The organism is Protofrankia sp. CiT1, assembly GCF_917627335.1.
In the GTDB taxonomy this organism is placed as follows: Bacteria; Actinomycetota; Actinomycetes; order Frankiales; family Frankiaceae; genus Protofrankia.
Genome location: NZ_CAKJTP010000038.1, coordinates 19,191 through 35,084 on the forward strand (window position 1 = coordinate 19,191; position 15,894 = coordinate 35,084).

Annotated in this window: 13 protein-coding genes; 7 read left to right on the forward strand and 6 right to left on the reverse strand. The window is 67.8% G+C overall.

From position 1 onward, the window contains the following. Positions 1-15: 15 nt before the first annotated feature. From lipB to MJ785_RS09060, 4 genes are all read left to right on the forward strand, one after another. Positions 16-735, forward strand: coding sequence for a lipoyl(octanoyl) transferase LipB (gene lipB, locus MJ785_RS09045; protein WP_255724028.1), 720 nt, complete (start codon positions 16-18; stop codon positions 733-735). Next, positions 732-1,703 carry a lipoyl synthase gene (lipA, locus tag MJ785_RS09050; protein WP_239380412.1) on the forward strand — a complete coding sequence of 324 codons (972 nt, stop codon included), beginning with the start codon at positions 732-734 and terminating at the stop codon, positions 1,701-1,703. Before lipB ends, lipA begins: the two co-directional genes overlap by 4 nt. Before the next feature lie 84 nt (positions 1,704-1,787). Then, positions 1,788-2,006 carry a hypothetical protein gene (locus tag MJ785_RS09055; protein ID WP_239311162.1) on the forward strand — a complete coding sequence of 73 codons (219 nt, stop codon included), beginning with the start codon at positions 1,788-1,790 and terminating at the stop codon, positions 2,004-2,006. Positions 2,007-2,090: 84 nt separating this feature from the next. Further along, the gene (locus tag MJ785_RS09060) at positions 2,091-2,855 is read left to right on the forward strand and encodes a DUF4191 domain-containing protein (protein ID WP_239311163.1); all 765 of its coding nucleotides are present in this window, start codon (positions 2,091-2,093) and stop codon (positions 2,853-2,855) included. 49 nt (positions 2,856-2,904) lie between these two features. Here MJ785_RS09060 and MJ785_RS09065 read toward each other — a convergent pair whose 3' ends face one another. Beyond that, on the reverse strand, positions 2,905-3,399 hold the full coding sequence (locus tag MJ785_RS09065; RefSeq protein WP_308194822.1) for an RDD family protein: 495 nt from the start codon (positions 3,397-3,399) through the stop codon (positions 2,905-2,907). A gap of 155 nt (positions 3,400-3,554) precedes the next feature. On the opposite strand from MJ785_RS09065, the gene glnA reads away from it, so the two are divergent. Together glnA and glnII are read left to right on the forward strand one after the other, a co-directional pair. Continuing rightward, complete coding sequence (gene glnA, locus MJ785_RS09070; protein ID WP_239311164.1) at positions 3,555-4,979, forward strand: type I glutamate--ammonia ligase; 1,425 nt, start codon at positions 3,555-3,557, stop codon at positions 4,977-4,979. 381 nt (positions 4,980-5,360) lie between these two features. Next, on the forward strand, positions 5,361-6,422 hold the full coding sequence (gene glnII / locus MJ785_RS09075) for a glutamine synthetase GlnII (RefSeq protein WP_239380414.1): 1,062 nt from the start codon (positions 5,361-5,363) through the stop codon (positions 6,420-6,422). A gap of 65 nt (positions 6,423-6,487) precedes the next feature. Here the strand turns inward: glnII and MJ785_RS09080 are convergent, their stop codons facing one another. Together MJ785_RS09080 and MJ785_RS09085 are read right to left on the reverse strand one after the other, a co-directional pair. Beyond that, complete coding sequence (locus MJ785_RS09080; protein WP_239380427.1) at positions 6,488-9,709, reverse strand: bifunctional [glutamine synthetase] adenylyltransferase/[glutamine synthetase]-adenylyl-L-tyrosine phosphorylase; 3,222 nt, start codon at positions 9,707-9,709, stop codon at positions 6,488-6,490. Between the two features lie 135 nt (positions 9,710-9,844). Next, a complete protein-coding gene (locus MJ785_RS09085; protein ID WP_239380416.1) occupies positions 9,845-11,203 on the reverse strand; it encodes a glutamine synthetase family protein in 1,359 nt (452 codons plus the stop codon). A gap of 279 nt (positions 11,204-11,482) precedes the next feature. Between MJ785_RS09085 and MJ785_RS09090 the strand changes: the two genes are divergently transcribed. After that, a complete protein-coding gene (locus MJ785_RS09090) occupies positions 11,483-13,375 on the forward strand; it encodes an NAD+ synthase (RefSeq protein ID WP_239380418.1) in 1,893 nt (630 codons plus the stop codon). Between the two features lie 72 nt (positions 13,376-13,447). On the opposite strand, the gene MJ785_RS09095 is transcribed toward MJ785_RS09090, so the two are convergent. From MJ785_RS09095 to MJ785_RS09105, 3 genes are all read right to left on the reverse strand, one after another. Next, on the reverse strand, positions 13,448-13,999 hold the full coding sequence (locus MJ785_RS09095; protein WP_239375506.1) for a hypothetical protein: 552 nt from the start codon (positions 13,997-13,999) through the stop codon (positions 13,448-13,450). 1 nt (position 14,000) lies between these two features. Then, positions 14,001-14,366 (reverse strand): PadR family transcriptional regulator, encoded by a 366-nt coding sequence (locus tag MJ785_RS09100; RefSeq protein ID WP_239380419.1) that lies wholly within the window; start codon positions 14,364-14,366, stop codon positions 14,001-14,003. Between the two features lie 130 nt (positions 14,367-14,496). Next, positions 14,497-15,894: hypothetical protein (locus tag MJ785_RS09105; RefSeq protein WP_239380420.1), on the reverse strand; the 1,398-nt coding region annotated here is incomplete at its 5' end.

The window sequence follows — 15,894 nt, forward strand, 5'->3', positions numbered from 1 at the left end:
CGTAGCCTCGTGTGCATGGAGGTCATGCGGCTGGGCCTGGTTCCCTACGACGATGCCTGGCGGCTCCAGCGTTCGCTGGCCGACCGGCGGATCGCTGACCAGACAGGCGACACGTTGATCCTCCTGGAACACCCCGCCGTCTACACGGCTGGTCGCCGTACCCAGCCATGGGAACGCCCGGTTGACGGCACCGCGGTGGTGGACGTCGACCGAGGCGGAAAGATCACCTGGCACGGCCCCGGCCAGCTCGTGGGTTATCCGGTCGTGCGCCTGCCAACGCCGCTGGATGTGGTGGCCTACGTCCGCGCGCTGGAGAACGGGCTGATCGCAGCCTGTGCCGACCTCGGCCTCCCGACCGCGCGGGTGACCGGACGCAGCGGCGTATGGACCACCGACGGCGCACGCAAGCTCGCGGCGATCGGTGTACGGGTGCGTTCCCGCGTCGCCTATCACGGCTTCGCGCTCAACTGCTGCCCGGACCTGGCCGCCTTCAGCCGGATCATCCCGTGCGGGATCGCCGACGCCGCGGTGACCAGCCTCAGCCAGGAGCTCGCACGGACCGTGACGGTCGCCGAGGCCCTGCCCATCGTGACGGACCGCCTGGTCAACGTGCTGACAGCCTTCACGGCGCCCGGCCCGGCCGGCGGCCAGGCGGTGGCCTCAACGCTGTCGTCAGCCCTGCCACCACCGGACCGGGCGACCGAGACGGTACGCGAGCCGGAGATGGCAGGGTGACCGCGGTCACGCCGGACGGCAGAAAGCTGCTGCGGCTGGAGCTACGCAACGCGGCAACGCCGATCGAGCGCAAACCGCCCTGGATCCGCACCCGGCTGCGGACCGGCCCGCGGTACTCCGGCATCCTGGATCTCGTCCACGACAAGGGCCTGCACACGGTGTGCGAGCAGGCCGGCTGCCCGAACATCTACGAGTGCTGGGAGGACCAGGAGGCGACCTTTCTCATCGGTGGGGACGTGTGCACCAGGCGTTGTGATTTCTGCCAGATCGATTCGGGACGACCGGGCGCGTTCGACGCCGACGAGCCCCGTCGGGTCGCCGAATCGGTCCGCGTCATGGGCCTGCGCTACGCGACCGTGACCGGAGTCGCACGCGATGACCTGCCCGACGGTGGGGCGTGGCTGTACGCGCAGACGGTCCGGGAGATCCATACGCTGTGCGGCGCCGTCGGTGTTGAACTGCTCATCCCTGACTTCCACGCCCGTGCCGAGCAGCTCGCCGAGGTGTTCGGCGCGGCTCCCGAGGTGCTCGCCCACAACATCGAGACGGTACCGCGGGTGTTCCGCCGGATCCGGCCGGGATTCCGCTATGACCGGTCGCTGGAGGTTCTCCGCGCCGCCCGCGCGGCCGGTCTGGTGACCAAGTCCAACCTGATCCTCGGCCTCGGGGAAGAGCCAGCGGAGATCCTCGCGACCATGGCCGACCTGCTGGATGCCGGCTGTGAGCTGCTGACGATCACGCAGTACCTGCGGCCCAGCCCACGGCATCACCCGGTGCGGCGCTGGGTAGACCCCACGGAGTTCACCGAGCTGCGGGCGGAGGCGGAGCGGATGGGGTTCGCGGGGGTGCTGTCAGGTCCGCTGGTCCGGTCCTCCTACCGCGCGGGCCGGATGTACCAGCAAGCGATCGAGCAACGCGCCAGCACCGGAGGCGAAGCGACCAGGCGACACAATAATTACGCAGAGTAGCCACCGGAGTGGTGCACCCGCCCCAAGGGAACTAGGCTCACCGGAAGGTCACTCGTCCGCCACCCGTGGATGACGATCGAGATCATGACTGAACAATGCCTACGACCGGTCCGGGAGGTCCGTGTGGTCGTGCTGAGGTCACTCCTGACCGCTGTTGAGGAACTCACCCTGCTGCTGCTGCCGCACGGCGGCCAGCGGACCGCGCGCCGCAACGCGTGGCGCGCCGCCGCCGAGATCTCGTTGCCGGTGGGCCGCATACCACCACAGATCGGCGGACGGATCGTGTTCGCCACCGAGCGCTGAACAATCGATCACCAAAGAGGCGATCATTTTATACTGAAGAGCACGGTACGGGTATCCGTCCCGCCGGGTCGTAGGCTCGCGGTCATGGCGCGTAAGAACAGCTCCGGCAATGACTCGCCGAGCACTGGTACGACAAAGGCCCGAGTGACGGCCTCGGGACGCAAGCAACAGCTGGACGCCACGGGGGGCAAGGCCCGACCCGGCCGCCTCGCGCAGGTCAGGACGGTGTACCGGCTCACTCGGGAACGCGATCCGCGCGCGCTCTGGTGGTCACTGGTTGGCCTCGTCCTCCCTGTCGCCATCGGGGTGCTGCTCAGTGTGCTGGTCGGGCGGCTGTGGATATGGCTGCCCATCGGGATCATGCTGGGTCTTGTCAGCGCCATGAACATCTTCAGTCGGCGCGTGCAGCGGACCGCTTACGCCGAGATGGAGGGGCAGCCCGGCGCGGCCGCCGGAATCGTCGAGCGCATGCGCGGCGACTGGCGGCTCACGCCTGCGGTCGCGGTCAACCGTCACCAGGACGTGGTGCATCGCGTGGTGTGCCGAGCCGGCGTCGTGGTGATCGCCGAAGGCCGCGGCCGCGGTCAGCGTGAGCTACTCGGCAACGAGGTGCGGCGGATCCGCAAGGTGATCGGCGAAACACCTGTCCACGACATCGTCATCGGCACCGGGCCCGGCGAGGTGCCCCTGCCCAAGCTGCAGGGAACCCTCATGCGGCTGCCCCGCACCCTACGGCGCGGCGAGGTTGATCCCGTCGAACGGCGGTTGCGGGCGGTGACCGCGCCTTCCCTGCCCATCCCGAAGGGGCCGATCCCCCGCAACATCCCCCGCGGGGGGAAGATGCGCTGACCTCGTGCCCCGCGACGGGCGCCCCCTATTGCCGGGCGCTCTTAGCGCCCTACCCACGACCCGCGTCGCGGACGACCACGGTGCCAGCGGCGCGGTCGTGGGTGGCACGCAGGTCGCGGTCCCAGATGAAGGCCGGGACAAGCAGACCGAGAAGCACCGTACGAACAGCCACCCAGCGCCACCCCGCCCGGCCATGGTCACGCACCCGGATGACACCGATGCCCGCCAGCCGCATCCCGATGGTCTGTCCGTTCGCCGCGATCAGGACGAACTCCTCCAGCAGGAACGCAAGGTAGACGGCGAGCCCGCGGGCATCGACCGAGTAGCGGACCCCGAAGAGCACCGGGACACCCACCAGCAGGTTGGCCACGATGGCGTCCACCGTGAACGCGGCCAGCCGGTGGCCGAAACCGGCTACCGCGCCAGAACCTTCGGCCGGTAGGCCGAGCCGTACGCCGGGAGGTGAGTCCCGGGGCAGTTGCGGACCTTCCAGCCAGTTCCCGAGCGCGCGTCCCACCACGCAAGCGTATGCCTCACGGGCCATCCCGGAGAAACGATCACCGTGAGCAATACATTAGCCACACGTTACCGACGGGAAACTTCTTCGTCATATCAGCGGAACTGCATCAGGTTACGGTCCGCATCAGGGCATCGCGTATCCTTCCATCCACACAGCCATGAAGCTTCCTTGGAGGGTGGATGTTCATAAAGGCCGAAGATGTGCTTCGCTACATCGCGGACGAGAGCGTTGAGTTCGTCGACGTCCGCTTCTGCGACCTTCCCGGAATTATGCAGCACTTCACGATCCCGACCGAGGTCTTCGCCGAGTCGGTGTTCACCGATGGGCTGATGTTCGACGGGTCGTCGATACGTGGCTTCCAAGCGATCCACGAATCGGACATGTTGCTCCTACCGGACCCGAGCACAGCCTTCGTCGATCCTTTCCGTGAGCACAAGACGCTCGCGATGACCTTCTTCATCCACGACCCGATCACAAAGGAGGAGTACTCCCGCGACCCACGCAACACGGCGAAAAAAGCCGAAGCCTACCTGCGGGGCACGGGTTTCGCGGACACCGCCTACTTCGGCCCGGAGGCCGAGTTCTACATCTTCGACGACGTTCGCTATGACTACAGCCCGTACGGTTCCATGCACGCTGTCGACTCCATCGAAGCAGCCTGGAACACGGCCCGCAAGGAGGACGGCGGGAACCTCGGCTACAAGCCCCGGTTCAAGGGCGGCTACTTCCCCGTACCCCCGACCGACCACTTCACCGATCTGCGCTCGGAGATGACAAGGGCGCTGTTCCGGGCCGGCATCACCGTCGAGATGCAGCACCACGAGGTGGGGACCGCGGGGCAGGCGGAAATCGACATCCGGTACAGCACGCTCCTGCGGACCGCCGACAACCTGATGCTGTACAAGTACATCATCCGCAATGTTGCCTTGTCCCGCGGCAAAACCGTGACGTTTATGCCCAAGCCACTGTTCCAGGACAACGGCTCGGGCATGCACGTCCACCAGAGCCTCTGGCAGGGCGACGAGCCGCTGTTCTACAGCGAGAGCGGCTACGGCGGCCTGTCCGAGCTGGCCCGGTACTACATCGGTGGGCTGCTTCACCACGCGCCGGCGCTGCTGGCGTTCACGAACCCGACCACGAACTCCTACCGGCGGCTGGTGCCGGGCTACGAGGCGCCGGTCAACCTCGTCTACTCGGCGCGCAACCGCTCGGCCTGCTGTCGCATCCCGCTCAGCGGTGCCTCACCCAAGGCGAAGCGGATCGAGTTCCGCGTGCCCGATCCGAGCTGCAATCCCTACCTGGCCTTCGCTGCCATGCTCATGGCCGGCCTGGACGGCATCCGCAACAAGATCGAGCCGCCGGACCCGATCGACAAGGATCTCTACGATCTGCCGCCGGACGAGCTGGCCGCGGTGCCGCAGGTGCCGGGATCGCTCGAGAAGGTGCTGGAAGCCCTCGAGGCCGACCACGATTTCCTGACCGAGGGCGACGTGTTCACGCCCGACCTGATCGAGACATGGATCGACTACAAACGTGTCCACGAGGTGGACGCTATTCGTCTCCGCCCGCATCCCTATGAGTTCCAGCTCTACTACGACATCTGACAACTGACAACTGACGGCGGACAGCTGAGACGGCGGGCCGCGGACAGCTGCCCGCGGCAGCGGACCGCAATATAACCGGACAGCAGGATATGGGATGGCGCCCGCTTCGCGGAAAACCGCGGACCGGGCGCCGTCGCATGGCTGGGTACGCGCACGGCGGACTTTGTTCACGGCTGCCGGAATGCCAGTTCGGGCAGCCCGGGAAATGAACTGTCCAGCAATGCGCGATTGACCGAAAATTTACCGTGGTGGAACCGTGCGGAAACGGGGCTCAACAAAGATCCGGACGAGCCCTCCTGTCACCCGCGGCCGGGGTCGGGCGATCCGCAGGTGCGCGATGAGAAACTTCGCTATGTGCTACGCCAACCACGGGGAGTATGAGTGAGCTACCAGGCCGAGTACATCTGGATCGACGGCACCAGGCCGGAACCTCTGATGCGGAGTAAAACCCGCATCGTCGCCGACGGCAAGGAACCGGACATCTGGGGCTTCGACGGCTCGAGCACCAACCAGGCACCCGGATTCAATTCGGACTGCGTGCTGCAACCGGTGTTCACCTGTCCGGACCCGCTGCGCGGCAGGGATAACGTTCTGGTGCTGTGCGAGGTCCAGCTGACCGACTTCACTCCGCATCCGACCAACACCCGCGCCTTCTGCCGACAGGCCGCTGAGAAGTACGCGGACCAGTCCCCCATGTTCGGAATTGAGCAAGAGTACACCTTCTTCCAGCACGGGCGGCCACTCGGCTGGCCCGCGGTGGGCTTTCCGGCCCCACAGGGCCCCTACTATTGCGGTGTCGGCGGCGAGAAGATGGTCGGCCGTGCCATCGTCGAGAGGCACACGCAGGCCTGCCTTGACGCGGGCCTGTCCATCGAGGGGACCAACGCCGAGGTCATGATGGCCCAGTGGGAGTTTCAGATCGGGGTGCTCCCGCCTCCCGCCATCGGTGACCAGCTCTGGATCGGCCGCTGGTTGCTGCACCGGGTGGCCGAGGACTTCGACGTCACCGTCTCGTTCGCGGCGAAGCCGATCCCCGGCGACTGGAACGGCGCGGGCGCGCACACCAACTTCTCCACCAAGGCCACGATGGAAAGCTGGGAAGCGATCGTCACCGTATGCGAGGCTCTCGGCACCCGTGTGCTGGAGCATGTCGAGAACTACGGCGACGGGATCGAGAAGCGCCTGACGGGTCAGCATGAGACCGCTCCGTACGACGCGTTCTCCTGGGGTGCCTCCGACCGCGGCGCGTCGATCCGCATCCCGTGGGCGGTGGAGAAAGCCAAGAAGGGCTGGATCGAGGACCGTCGCCCGAACGCCAACATGGACCCGTACCTCGTCACCGGTCTGATCGTCGACACCTGTTGCAGCGCGCTGGCCGGCGGGAGGCCCATCTTGGCCATCCCAGGCCAAAAGGAGGCGGCCGAGACCGCCGTCACGGCCTGATCGTCACCATCGCGGATAGCGGGCTTTCCCGTGCCACACCCATGGCGTCGCACGGGGAAAGCCCACTATCCGACGGACGGCCCAGCTACCGCTTCGCGGGCGAAAAGAGCCTCGGCCACCGCGCGCGCACGTGCGCTCATCCGCTGGTAGTCGCCGAGCAACGCCTCGCTCTGGTCCGCCGCGTAGCCGACCGCCCGCGCGACCCTGGCCAGCGCCCGCGGTTCACGCGGCAGCACGTCCCCGGGACGCCCGCGGGCCAGCGTGATCGCGTTGCGGAGCCGGGACGCGAAGATCCATGCGTCCGCCAGGGCCGCGGCCTCGGCAGGGTCGAGCAGGCCGGCCGCGGTGGCCGCCCGAAGCCCGGCAAGCGTTGACGTCGTACGCAACGCCGCTATCGCCCGGCCGTGACGCAGCTGCAGCACCTGCACCACCCACTCCACATCGGTAAGGCCGCCGGGCCCGAGTTTCAGATGCAGGGAACGATCAACGCCTCGCGGGATGCGCTCGGCCTCCATCCTGCCTCGCAGCCGGACGACCTCGGCCACCGTGCCAGGGGGCAGAAACGCCGGGTAGCGGATCTCATCCACCCAGTCGCGGAACCGGTCGCCCAGTTCCGTGTCGCCGGCGACCGGCCGCGCCCGCAACAGCGCCTGTGCCTCCCAGCCTGCCGACCACCGGCGAAAGTAGGCCGCGTAACTGGCCGGCGTACGGGTCATCGGGCCCGCGCTGCCCTCCGGGCGCAGCTGCACGTCAAGGATCAGCGGCGGGTCGCCGGCGGGCACGGCGAGCAGCCGGCGCAGTTCGGCCACGACCGCACCCGCGGCATCGGCCGCTTCGCTGTCGGTGACACCGATCCCAGCACCGGCTGTCGTGCCGTCCGCCCGGCCATCGATCGGCTCGTGGACGAACACGACATCCGCGTCGCTGCCGTAGGACAGTTCACCACCGCCGAGACGGCCCATGGCCATCACCGCGATCCGTACCGGCAGCGGCCGGCCGGCCTGTCGCTCGAAGCGCCGTTCCGCCACGAACAGAGCGGCCTCGATGGTCGCGGCCGCCGCGTCCGACAGCGCCCGGCCGACCGCGGCGGCGTCCAGCAGCCCGAGCACATCCGCGCAGGCAACCCGGACGAGTTCGACCCGACGTACCGCCCGTGCCCGCCCAACCGCCTGCTCCCCGGACGGATTGCGGCGGGCAACCGCGATCATTACCTGAACCAGCTGGTCACGGGTGCGGGGACGCAGGTCGTCGATAGTCCGCAGCAGCCGCACCGATTCCGGCGCGCGCTGCATCAGGTCCGCGGCATAGCTGCTCGTCGCCAGTACGCGGCACAGCCGTTCAGCCGCACCGCTGTCGTCCCGCAGCAGCCGCAGATACCAGGGCGTGTGGCCCAGCGCATCGCTGACCTGACGGTAGGCGAGCAGACCGGCGTCGGGGTCGGCCGCGTCGGCGAACCAATGCAACATCGCCGGGAGCAGGCGGCGTTGGATCGTGGCCGTCCGGCTGACACCGTTGGTCAGCGCCTCGATGTGGCGCAGCGCGCGTGCGGTGTCGGCAAACCCCAGCGCCGCCAGCCGATCCCGGGCCTCCGCGGGCGTGAGCCGGACCTCCTCGACCGACAGCCGTGCCACCGCCGCCAGCAATGGCTGGTAGAAAAGCCGCTCGTGCAGCCGGCGCACGAACCGGGCGACCCGGGCATGCTCGTTCTGGATCTCCTCCGCGGATGTGAAACCAAGAGATCGGGCCAACCAGCGCAGCTCACCGGGGTCGCGGGGCAGGGTGTGCACCCGGCGGAGCCGCTGCAGCTGCAGGCGGTGCTCGGTAGCTCGCAGGAAGCGGTACGCGTTCGCGAGACCGGCCGCGTCCCGGCGGGCCACATAGCCACCGCGGGCGAGCGCGTCGAGCGCGGACAGCGTCGAGACCGTCCGCAGCTTGGGGTCGGTCCGGCCGTGGACGAGCTGGAGCAGCTGGACGGCGAACTCGACATCGCGCAGCCCGCCCGGACCGAGTTTGAGGTTACGGTCAGCGTCTCCCGGCGGCAGCGACCGTTCCACCCGCCGCCGCATCGTCTGGACGTCGCTGACGAACCCCGGCCGCGACGCGGCCGACCAGACCAGCGGCCTGACCGCGGCGCAGAACCGTGCTCCCAGCTCATGGTCGCCCGCGACCGGGCGCGCCTTGAGCAGCGCCTGGAACTCCCAGGTTCTCGCCCATCGCCGGTAGTAGGCGTCGTGGCTGGCCAGCGTACGCACCAGCGGGCCGTCCCGGCCCTCGGGCCGCAGCCCCACGTCGAGCTGGAACAACATGCCCTCACGGGTGACCGCCCCACACGCACGGACCATCCCCTCCGCGAGACGGGTGGCCACCTCCAGCGCGGCGGCCTCGTCGGCCCGGTCGTCCTGAGTACCGCCGCCGGACCGTCCAGGTTCCGCTACGAACAGGACGTCGACGTCGCTGACATAGTTCAGCTCCCGGCCACCGCACTTACCCATACCGATGACGGCGAGACGAACCGGCGCCGCCGCCGGCCGCACCGCCGACCGCGCCACGGCGAGCGCGGCGTCAAGGGCGGCTCCGGCGAGGCCGGCAAGCTCCGCGGTGGCATCATCAAAGGACACAGCGCCGGTGAGATCACGAGCCGCGAGGACGAACAGAGCACGACGATAGGCAACGCGCAGCGCGTCCAGAACATCGGTACCGTCCCCGACGGCGCGCGGCTCGACCTCCTGCGGGTCCGCTCCGACAGCACGCAGCAGGCGCGCACGGGTGACGCGGTCGTTCGGCGCGGCCCGCAGCACGCCGTCGTCAGCGATCACCCGCCAGTCGGTGGGATGGCGGACCAGATGGTCGCCGAGCGCGGTACTCGCACCGAGCACCGCGACGAGCCGGCCGCGCAGCCCCGGCTGACCGGCCAACGCCGCGAGCAGCTCACGCCCGGCCGCGGGCGGCGCTGTCGCCACGATCCGTTCCAGCGCCGCGAGCGCCAGATCGGGATCAGCCGCCCGCGAGAGCGCCACCAGGACAGGGCTGCGTGAGAGGTCGACGCCTGGCCGGTCGGCAGCGCCGGGCTGCGCCGCGCCGACAGCGGCGCTGACACCGGTACCACCGCTGACGCCAGTGGCCCCGCTGGGGCTGTCGGTACCGGCGAGCAGCCCGAGCCGCCCCATGCTGGCAACGGATCTGTCGACATTACTGAAACCCAGCCGAGCCAGCTGCGCCTGGATGGAGCTCCCCCGTGGATGGGTGTGGCTAGAGGCTCCGGCAACAGGACTGTCCGGCTCGCGCAGTCCGAGCGGCGCCTCGCGTCGTTGCCGTCGGTCGACGCCCAAACCAGGGCGCCTCCCTCCGCCGCCTCGCGATCCATCCACCCGGACACCGCTCCCTGATCGAACGCCCTGCTGCCGGAGCCTCTTAACTGCCGGTCACAATATCGGTAGATACCGGTCAATCTCGAAGGGTGTGACCTGACGGCGGTACTCGGCCCATTCGGCACGTTTGTTCCGCAGGAAGAACTCGAAAAGGTCGTCGCCGAGCGTCTCACGAACCAGCGTGGATCTTTCCATGGTGGCAATCGCCTCCGCCAACGAACCGGGCAACGCCGTGATACCCCGCTCATGGCGCTGCGACTCGCTGAGCGTCCACACGTCGTCGGCCGCTGGCGGTAGGAGTTCGTAACCCTCCTGGATCCCGCGCAGGCCAGCCGCGAGAATCAGCGCGAAGGCGAGATAGGGGTTGCACGCGCTGTCGGGCGAGCGGAACTCGATGCGGGCCGTATTCGGCTTGTTCGGTTTGTACAACGGCACCCGCACGAGTGCGGACCGGTTGTTGTGTCCCCAGCAGACGTAGGCGGGCGCCTCCAGCACCTCGCCGGCACGCTGGTCACCGATGATCCGCTTGTACGAGTTCACCCACTGGTTGGTGACCGCGGTGATCTCGGCGGCGTGCCGGAGGAGGCCGGCGATGAACGCCTGCGCGACCTTGGAGAGATGGTAGGCATCGGTCGGGTCGTGAAACGCGTTCCGATCACCTTCGAAAAGGCTCAGATGGGTGTGCATACCGGACCCGGCCTGATCACTGTAGGGTTTCGGCATGAAAGTCGCGTAGACGCCCTGCCGGCGAGCTACCTCCTTCACCACCTGGCGAAAAGTCATGATATTGTCAGCGATGGTGAGGGCGTCGGCATACCGTAGATCAATTTCCTGCTGGCCGGGCGCGACCTCGTGGTGGCTGAACTCGACCGATATCCCCAGGCGTTCCAAGACCCCGATGACCTGCTGTCGGAATTCATGGCTGACGTCGTTCGGTGTCAGGTCGAAATATCCGGACTCGTCCACCGGTGATGGTACCGGAGCACCACGTGCCGGCGCCTGCCGCAGTAGGAAGAATTCTATCTCGGGATGGGTGTAGAAAGTGAAACCAGCATCCGCCGCGCTGGCCAGTATACGACGCAGAACCCAGCGCGAATCCGCCGGAGACGGCGTACCGCCGGGCATGACGAGGTTGCAGAACATCCGGGCGGTAGCCGGGTTCTCACCGCGCCAGGGCAGCACCTGGAATGTCGACGGATCCGGTTTCGCGAGCATGTCGGCTTCGTGTACGCGGGCGAACCCCTCGATCGAGGAACCATCGAAACCGATGCCCTCGGCCAACGCCCCCTCAAGTTCAGCCGGCGCGATCTCGACGGACTTCAGCACCCCAAGCACGTCGGTGAACCACAGCCGGACAAACCGGATATCTCGTTCCTCCATCGTACGCAGGACGAACTCCTGCTGCTTGTCCATGACCGCCTCCGCGCTGAGAGTCGGGCTCGCCGTCGCGGGCGGGCGAGGTTCAACCGGGCTGGCGGCAACGCGATCACGAAGAACCCATTTGATCACAAAACAATCTGTCTGGCGGGAGAGGGATCTCCCCGCGTCACCCGAGGCCCGTCAGGTTGCTAACGCCGACCATAGCGACTGACCTGCCCACACGCTCTCATGCAGCCGCCACGGCCGCAGCCCTCAGCTCTTCGGCAGCGCGGAAAACATGATCGCGCAACCTTTGGGCTCTAGGCTGCACCCATGGCCCAGTTGCGTGTCGCGCTCGCTCAGGTCAACACCACAGTAGGAGATCTTGAAGCAAACGCGGACCTGGTGAGCGAATGGGTACGGCTCGCCGCACGCCGCGGGGCTCACCTGGTGGCGTTCCCCGAGATGACGCTCACCGGGTACCCCGCGGAGGATCTCGTCCTGCGCCGTTCGTTCGCCGCGGCGTCCCGCGACGCCGTCGATCGCCTTGCCCGACGACTGGCCGACGAGGGCAGCGGGGAGCTGGCCGTGATCGTGGGTTACCTCGGCACCTCCCGCGCTCCTACGCCGCGCCTGGGCCGTCCCGCGGGCGAGCCACAGAACGCTGCCGCGGTGTTGTGGCGTGGTGAGGTCGTGGCCCGCTACGCCAAGCACCACCTACCGAACTACGGCGTGTTCGACGAGTTCCGCTATTTCGTCCCCGGTTACGACTTCCCGGTCTTCCGGCTGCACGGCGTGGATGTAGGGCTCACCATCTGCGAGGACCTCTGGCAGGACGGCGGGCCGGTCGCGGTCGCGCGGGCCGCCGGGGTGAACCTGCTGGTGTGCGTCAACGGGTCACCGTACGAACGCGGAAAGACGTTCCAACGTGACGAGCTGTCAGCCCGGCGAGCGCGTGAGGCCGGCGCCGCGCTCGTGTACGTCAACCTTGTCGGCGGCCAGGACGAGCTCGTCTTCGACGGTGGTTCGCTCGCGGTCGACGCCGCCGGCCGCCTCCTCGCCCGCGCCGAACAGTTCACCGAGACGCTGCTGACCGTCGACCTGGACCTGCCGACCGGCGCTGCCGCCCTGGCCGCGGGCAGGGCGGCAGGCGAGGGGACCTCGGTGGACGCGGGCGACGGCACCGCGATGACGGTGACCCGGCTGCCGCTGGCGAGCGAACCTGTCCCGGCGTTCGATGCCGAGGCGCCGGTCGTGGCGCACCGACTGGACTCCGCGGCCGAACTGTACCGCGCGGTAGTCACCGGCACCCGGGACTACGTCCGCAAGAACGGGTTCACCTCGGTCGTACTCGGCCTGTCCGGCGGCATCGACTCAGCGCTGGTCGCCGCGATCGCCGTGGACGCTCTCGGCGCCGAGCAGGTGCACACCGTCGCGATGCCGTCGATCCACTCGTCGACCGGGTCGGTGGACGACGCGGCCGAGCTCGCCAGGCGGACCGGTGTCACACACACCGTGATCCCGATCCAGCCGGTGGTCGACTCCTTCCACAGCGCGCTCACCGCCACCGGCGGGCTCGCCGGTCTGGCCGCGGAGAACCTGCAGGCCCGGGTCCGCGGGACGCTGCTGATGGCGCTGTCGAACGCCCACGGCCAGCTGGTACTCACCACCGGCAACAAGAGCGAGCTCGCGACCGGGTTCTCCACCCTCTACGGCGACAGCGCGGGCGGCTTCGCCCCGATCAAGGATGTGCCCAAGACCCTGGTCTGGGAACTCGCGCGCTGGCGTAACGCGGAAGCCGACCGCCAGGGCGAGACCCCGCCCATCCCCGAAGAGATCATCGTCAAGCCGCCGTCCGCCGAGCTCGCTCCCGGCCAGCTCGACTCGGACCGGCTGCCGGACTACTCCACCCTGGACGCCGTGCTCGACGACTACGTCGAGCGCGACCAGGGCCGCACCGAACTGATCACAGCAGGTCACAGCCCCGAAACCGTGGAACGGGTGATCCGGCTGGTGGACCTCGCCGAGTACAAACGCCGGCAGAATCCCCCTGGACCGAAGGTGACGTCGAAGGCCTTCGGTCGCGACCGCAGGCTACCGATCACCTCCCGCTGGCGGGAACACCCGACCCGACCGTCCACCGTCGAACCACCCACCAGCGAGCCGCCCCCTGCCAGTTCACCTACTGTCCGTTCACCTACTGCCGAGTCACTCACCGCCGAATGATCGACCGAAGACCCGGCCATACCAATCGGCTGGTTCAGCGTCGCGCGGCTGCCGGGTGAGCGCCCACCGTTCTCAGTCGTCGGCATTCCTGCGGCGCCAGGCCGGCAGCAATCGCCAGAGTCGACCGCCGAGGATGAACGCCACGGCGAAGCCGGCGTAGACCAACGGGGTCCACGCTCCCCCGAGTGTGCTGTACCTGCCGTCGACAAAGGTGTACGTGGTCTCCTGGTTCAGATACGTGAACCCGTGCCAGTGGAATGTGCCGCTGGCGTGTGGATCGACCGCGCGAATGCCGTCACCAAAGGCAGTCTGCCCGACCGCCACCAGCTTGGTCATCAAGAGGACCGCGAGGAGCATGCAGGCGGCTCCGGTCCTCCACTCAGGCCGGGGCTGCCACTCCCCGTATTCGGCGGCCAGGTAGCCCGCCGCGAGCCGGCGCAGGTTGCCCAGGCGCCGCAGCGCTTCGGCAGTGCCGACATCGTCCGCGGCGGCGCGCAGGTTGGTACGCACCTCTCGGCGCTGAGTGATCCGCGATTTCCTCGGCAGATCGGTCAGATAGGTGTCGAGCGTCCACACCGCGCGTTCAATACGCAACCGGTCGGCCCAGGTCAGGCTACGAGTCATGTCAGACCTCCTCGGAAGGTGGGGCAGGCTGCGCAGGGATCGGCCGGGACAGCACCGGGTTGACCACGTCGGCGAGCGACAGCCAGTGGACGGTCCCCTGTGCCAGCGCCGCGTAGCCCGCCTCGGTGGGTCGGTAGTACTTGCGGGCAGGCCCTGAGCGAGAGGTGACCAGCCGGCTGGTCACCCGGCCTTCGCGCTCCAGCCGGGTCAGCGCCGGATAGACGGTGCCGTCCGAGATGTCGGACAGGCCGGTCTCGCGAAGACGTTGCACCAACTGGTACCCATACGACTCGCGTTCGGCGAGCAGGCACAGCAGCAGCAGCGACAGCACACCTTTGAGGAGTTGCGGGTCGTGGGCGGTAGGCACGCAAGTAAATCTAGCAAGCTACCTTGCAATGTCAAGTAGTGGGCTAAAAAAATAAGCGGCGGGCACGAGCTCTCCTCGTTGCCATGGCCGCCTGTCGCCGCGAACCGCGGAGCCTTCGGGTACGTCCTCGCTACTCCATGAGGGTGATACGCACAGCATTCAACGCGTCATGGCCCACCTCGATCACCGCGTAGGAATGGCCAGGCATGATCAATAGGATGGTCCCAGGCGGCTGGCCGTTCATCTCGGAAAGATCCAAAGCGGTACCGAAGATTGCCAGGCCGACGGCCGCACCGACGATCGTGGCCGGATCGGACGACGCCTGCGCGAACCCCGGCAGGCCGACCCGAGTGCCGGGCCGCAGGCTGGTGGCCATCTCCGGGGTGAACAGGTTCGCCGTGTACATCCATCCGTGGTATGTCCTGACCTTGAGTTCAGGAAGATCCTTCTCATAGGCGGTTGTGCGATGGATACCGTTATGACCCCGCACCACCAAGGCAAGAAGATCGTTAGGCGTCAACAGCGCCCGGCCAGAACCGCTCTCCACAAACCGCTCCACCGCCTCGAGCAGCTCGGCCGCCCGCACGGCACCGACCCGCCGCAATAGTTCACTGACAGTGGACATCCCGCTGCTGGACCACCCCCAGGGGGAACTCGCGCCGGTGGCGGGGCGGGACGCATTCGTGGCTCCGGTGGCGCTGGTCTTCCGGCCACCGCCTGGGCTGCCGACAACCGGCGCGGAATCCGGCGGATCCGAAGAATCATGGCGAAGCGTCACAAACGTCGAGCCGGGCTCTGGCCAGTCCTCGACCATCAGGTCAATCTCAGTCGACGGGTCGACAACGGCGACGGTCACCGCCGCCGAATCCACGTTCAGCACGGTGGAGGCGTCCCGGCCGGTGCCCGGCGGGAACTGCACGACAGTCATGTCAGCGTAGGTCTGCGGCAGCGTGTTCGAGACCGTCAGCGGATGGTCGGACGCGGCTTGTAGCCAGTGGGTGACAGCATCCTCCGACATGGAGGGCAAGATCGCGTACACGGGTTCCTGGACGACTGGTAGATGATGGAGCATTTCAGAGAAGGTTGTATCGGCGCCCCACCGCAAAGCCATCGAAGACTGCCCCGCCACCAAACCACCCATAGGTATCCCAGCCGCAGCCAACGCCACCGCCAGATCATCCACCGTCACATCCACCCGCCCACCATCCGCGGTAAACCGCGACCACCCACCAGAACCCACCACCGGACCCGGAACACCCGTCACACTGACACCGGTCGCCGCCGAAATAACCCGCCCATCCGGCAGATGCCACACATCCTGCGACGACGCAACAACATCCACACCCAGAACATCCCGCAACCCAGCAGCGAACCCAGCCCCCGCACCACACACCACCAAAACAATCGGCTGACCATCCCCGGGAAGAAACCCACGAATACGATCCGCGAACTGCACCGGCGTCAACAGCTCATCACCCCAGCGAACACCACCGGTGGCCGCATCCGCATGCCCGAAAATCACCGTATG